Source organism: Marivirga sp., from assembly GCF_024636815.1.
GTDB lineage: Bacteria > Bacteroidota > Bacteroidia > Cytophagales > Cyclobacteriaceae > Marivirga.
In genome coordinates this window covers 1-5,360 of record NZ_JAGXGF010000125.1, presented here as the reverse complement: position 1 = coordinate 5,360, position 5,360 = coordinate 1, and the positions used below count along the sequence as shown (strand labels likewise).

Sequence of the window (5,360 nt, the reverse complement as noted above, 5' to 3'; positions counted from 1 at the left end):
GATTCATGAGCGTCTCGTGGGCTCGGAGATGTGTATAAGAGACAGGGCTAGCTCCTTTGAGCAAAAGAGAGGCTGAAAAGATGGTCCAGTCATTAAAGACTTATCCAATTATAAAAGGATATAGAGGCAGAGCAGGAATAAATGAAGCAGCATTTGTTGATGTTGTGGTTCGTTTAGCATCCTTGGTGCATTTAGCTCCAGAAATAGAAGAAATTGATATGAATCCGCTAATCGGAAACGAAAAAGAATTAATAGTTGTGGACGCTAGGATTAGATTGACATAAAAAAACCGAAGAATATAAACTCCTTCGGTTTTAACTGTATTTTCAAAAATTGTAAACTTATTAAAGAACGACTAATTAAAGTAACATCCCATCTCTCGCTCCACCTGAAGCAAAGATTGCTCTCATTCTTTCTTTCTGTCCAAGTGAGAACATATACATACATGCATCATTAGAATAGTCCATGTAATTCATAGTCATGTCATTGCTTCTGCAATTTACAGTTGGGTAAGCAGGACATCCGTAATTGGGACCGTCTGAAGAAGGAGTATCAGCAACAAAATCATCTTGCTTACATCTTCCATCTCCCCAGATATGACGTAAATTCAAGTAGTGACCTACTTCATGAGTACCTGTTCTACCTTGATCAAATGGAGCAGAAACGTATCCAGTTGTTCCGAAATATTGTGGAGCAATTACAACACCGTCAGTAGATGAACTTCCACCAGGGAATTGAGCATATCCTAAGATACCGCCACCAATGTTACAAACCCAAATGTTAAGAGCTCCTTCCGGATTTACAACATCAACTCCACCATTTGAAGCAAATTTCATGTCATCATTTGTACCCCATTCAGATCTGCTTGATGCCTTTCTAGTAACTCCAGCTAAAGTAAAGTTAATATCAGAATCAGCTACTAAACCTGCAAATTCGCTAGGAACACTATTTGCATCTCCATTTGTAGCATTAAAATCAGCATTTAATACAGCGATTTGAGAGTTAACTTGAGCATCGCTGATGTTTTCCTGCGAATTACTATAAATCACATGAACATAAACAGGGATGTCAATAACACCTAATCCATCATCTACCGGATCGGTGCCTCCACCGTCTCCGCCATCATCTCCGCCATTGTTTCCACCACCATTACCATTTCCGTTACCGACTCCATCAGGCTTTTTAGAAGCAATAAATTTTCTAGTGTTTTTTTCGATGTTATACATCTTCTGGTAAAGACCAGGGTTTTCATTTAGGTTTCGATTTAAAACTGCCATTGAGAAACAGTTTTTCCCTTGATTTGAAGTTCTTCCATTTACAAATTCAGAAGATTCTGTGTAAACATAGAAATCACTCATATCAACATCTACTTCCTGCTTTCTTGTTATTTCCTCTTCATTATTACATGAAGAAAACATAACAGTAAATGCGATTAACGCTAATAATACTTTTTTCATAATATATTGTTTTGTTTAAAATCTTCGCAAAGTAATAAATTTATATTGAACCCAATAAGCAAAATTAAATTTTATTGAAATGATTAATTGAGAAATATAAATTAATTATACAGGGTATTGGCAATATTAATATGGTTTTTTATCGAAAATTAAAATCTATTATTTGCCCAATGAACCTTTAAAAAGTAAACTATAATATAATAATAATGCAACCGGTAGTTATGAATTATTATTCATTAAAAGTTAATTTTCATTTCGTTCATGATTTTTATACTATTAATAATCATCATTCACTTCTACCCAATAGCCATTAGGGTCAGTGAAATAAATCTGCTGAACGCCATCCACTCTTTGGGTTATTTTACCGGCTTCACCTACCCAATTTTCAAAATCAATTTCTTCAGTTCGTAAGTTTTTAATAGAACTTTCCATGTCGTCAATACTAAAGCATAAATGATTATTTTTATTAAGCGTTGGCTCTTCCCATTCTCCTTCAATTAGATGCAATTGAGAACTGCCCAGTTTGTACCAAACGTGCAGGCCATCTTTAAAAGGCTCTTCAATTTCCTCTAGGCCAATAATATCTGAATAGAAAGATTTGCTCTCGGCTAGATCTTCTACATAAACGGCAATGTGATTTAATTTCACCTGAGCCTGAGCTAATTGTAAAGTGAACAATAATAGAATGGCAGAGAGTAATGACTTCATGTCTTTATTATTTTATGATGTTGAAACCTGACAGGCTTATTAGCCTCAAAGATTATTTACAATTTAGAAAGATTACGGGCTATCCGCAAGATTTAGTATATTGATGTAAATTTTTGGTAGTGATATTTAGTAGTTTATGTAAGCGTTTGTTAATGAAAAGTATAAAAAAAAGAGAGCACAATATCTGCGCTCTCTTTATAATTAAACATTTAATTAAATGATTAAAATCTGAAGCTTATATCTGCAAAGTATCTTCTTCCATCTATACCAAACTGAGTCGTTTGCCACGGATATTTAAATCTTCCCACAAAATCTAAATTTCTATCTGTTGGATGCCCTCCTCTGTCTGCATAAGCTTCTTTGAAAGTGTCTGGATAAACATCGGCTATATTATTTACACCTATGGTAAATTGAACATTATCATTCATTTCATAAGAAACGCTAAGATTTAGTATTGTTTTACCAGAGTAGGTTGCGTCATCTACCTCATTATTCGATAGGTAAGTAACAGAACCATAATATAAACTTGAAAGGGTAGCAGAAAACTTATCCAGATTGTAACTTACATTTCCTACAATCTTTTGCTGTGGCCTCCAGGTTTCCATTCTTGAAACATCTTCTCTAGAGAAAATATTATTTTCTAAGTCATTTTCAACAATAAAGTTTGGTAAATTAATAGACTCCACTGTTGTTTCATTAAAGTTTGCAGCAATACTCCCTTCAAAATATCCTTTACCAGCTTTAATATCATCAAAACTAAGTACTATGTCCAAACCCTGAGTTTTAGTATCAATTGCATTAAGGAAAAAACCTGCGGATCCTACGCCCACATCTGATAATACCTGATCGATAGGCGATGCTGGATCACCTGTAGCAGTCACCTGCCCTGATAAAACTACTCGGTCATCCACTGTTATTTGATAAACATCAGCCGTTAAGCCTATCCTGTCAGTAATTCTAAAAGTTAAACCCGCACCAATATTAAAAGAGGTTTCGGCCTGCAATTTTGGGATTCCTAAAGCTCTAAGGGCTGGGTTTTCATTTTCCAATATACCATTCTGAACCACACCATTTTCGGTTAAAGTAGTAGTCACGGCCGTATAGTAAATTTGGTGAAGTGAAGGAGCCCTAAAACCATTACTCACAGAGGCTCTCAAATTAATTTTATCCTCATATAATTTAACTCTACTGTTTAATTTCCAGGAAATATTCTGACCAAAATCACTGTAGTTTTCGAAACGTGCAGCTCCTCCTACTAAAAAGCCATCAGTTATGTCAGTAGTTAACTCTGTATAAAACCCTAAATTGCTTCTGTAATTATTGGAAGCGTTTTCAGGCTTAAATCCAGGAAAAGATTCTGAGCCTGTTCTGCCACCTTGTGCATCAGGTGCTTCGCCATCACCATAAGATGCAAATTCACCAGCTTCAATTTTAAAATTTTCTGTTCGATGCTCGGCACCAAAAGCAAGTGTCAGAGCATTTATTCCAGCTGGCTCGAAAGCACGAGATATATCCAAATTGTTAACTACATGACTGAATTCATGAGCACCATTATAAAAGTTGGAAGGACTTGCTCCTGCAAAAGATTGGTTAAATGAATTAATAATATAGTAATCAATTCTATTTTTACCCAAAGTAGAACTTAAGTCAAAATGCCAATCATTGAAATCACTTCTTATTCCCAATGAAAAAGTATTATCCAAAATTTGTGGTGCCATTTCAGCTAGAAAAAACTCCTGATTAGGATATATGGCTTGAAAACCTGGTACCCAATAAGGCACTCTAGCAAACTGTGGTGCTGATCCTGTTCGATTTGTTAAAGTTCCAAATGAATAAATTTCTGTATTTGTTTCTTCACGTAATGTGTAGCCTGTATTATAAGAAAAGCTTGTGATAGTCATATCTGGCAAGCCAACTTGAAAGCCGGCAGATGGGTTCCGTGTTAAAAAACCATCTAAGTCAGATAGAGAATAATCAGAAGTTTCTGTCACACCCCAATAGCCCGCTTCGTCCTCAAGGCTTGTAATTTCTCCTGCTCGCTGTGTTCTTTTTTGTTCAATTTGACTAAAAGTAAAATTGGCATATCCTTTATCCAATATATCAACCCCAAAACCTGTGTCAAAATTATATTGTTGGCCATCACCTTCGGAAGTTACATTATAACCCATATTTATAAAAGGATCAGATTTCTTTTTAAGTACAAGGTTTATTACACCAGCAACGGCATCTGATCCATATTGAGCGGCCGCACCATCTCTCAATATTTCTACTCTTTCAATTGCAGCTGTTGGAATTGCTTTCATATCCACACCCACTTCACCCCGTCCTGGAGTAACATAACTGTAAACCAATGCAGAACTATTTTTTCTTTTTCCATTTACTAATACTAAAGTTCTACTTGGCAATAAACCTCTTAATCCAGCTGGACTAAAATGGGCAGCAGCATCTGAAATGGGCTGTTGTGTTGCATTGTAGGAAGGAACTTTGAACATAAGTTGTTGATCCAATACACTTTGTCCACTGTTGGTCAATTCACTGGCAGAGATATTATCTATCGGTACTGGTGATTCCATTGTAGTTCGAGGAGTCGCACGGCTACCCACTACGGTTACTTGATCCATTGAACTCACTTCTCTGTCTAGGGTAATATTGATTTCTTTGTTTTGTCCTGGAAGTACTTCAATTGATATGTTTTTGGTTTTATAACCTATATAACTAATCATCAAAGTGTATTTTCCAGACTCTAATTCTAAATTAAAATTACCATTTACATCGGCCACAACTCCTTTGGAAGTGCCTTTTACGGATACAGAGGCTCCAATTAGCGCTTCGCCCGTTTTGCTATCTTTAATTGTCCCACTTAATGTTTGACGAATAGTAGTAGTATTTTGAATTATTTTCTTGCCTTCTTTAAGAATAACAATCTGATCCTTAATGGCATATTCTAAATTAGATTGTGTTGAAAGTTCTTGAAGAAAAGAGGCAATCGTGGCATCTTTTATATCAATATCAATGAAGCCAACCTGCTTAGATAAGCTAGAATTATAAAAAAACTGATAATCAGTTTGTTTCTCTATTACGTCCACAAGCTCATCTATTGTGGTATTTGTTTTTTGTACCGAGATGCGCTCTTGGGAAAATACTCCTGCGGATACAGAAAAGAAAGAAAGAAAGAGCAGAATACCCGTTAAATTC

General features: G+C 35.6%; 4 protein-coding genes. 1 reads left to right on the top strand and 3 read right to left on the bottom strand.

The features are described from left to right. Positions 1 to 56 precede the first annotated feature (56 nt). Entirely contained in the window at positions 57 to 284 is a 228-nt protein-coding gene (locus tag Q0L29_RS09515) for an acetate--CoA ligase family protein (RefSeq protein WP_296621137.1), read from the top strand. A gap of 75 nt (positions 285 to 359) precedes the next feature. Here Q0L29_RS09515 and Q0L29_RS09510 read toward each other — a convergent pair whose 3' ends face one another. From Q0L29_RS09510 to Q0L29_RS09500, 3 genes are all read right to left on the bottom strand, one after another. Further along, positions 360 to 1,457 carry a zinc metalloprotease gene (locus Q0L29_RS09510; RefSeq protein WP_296621135.1) on the bottom strand — a complete coding sequence of 366 codons (1,098 nt, stop codon included), beginning with the start codon at positions 1,455 to 1,457 and terminating at the stop codon, positions 360 to 362. 276 nt (positions 1,458 to 1,733) lie between these two features. Next, a complete protein-coding gene (locus Q0L29_RS09505; RefSeq protein ID WP_296621134.1) occupies positions 1,734 to 2,165 on the bottom strand; it encodes a VOC family protein in 432 nt (143 codons plus the stop codon). Positions 2,166 to 2,386: 221 nt separating this feature from the next. Then, the coding region (locus tag Q0L29_RS09500) for a TonB-dependent receptor (RefSeq protein WP_296621132.1) at positions 2,387 to 5,360 on the bottom strand (2,974 nt) is incomplete at its 5' end.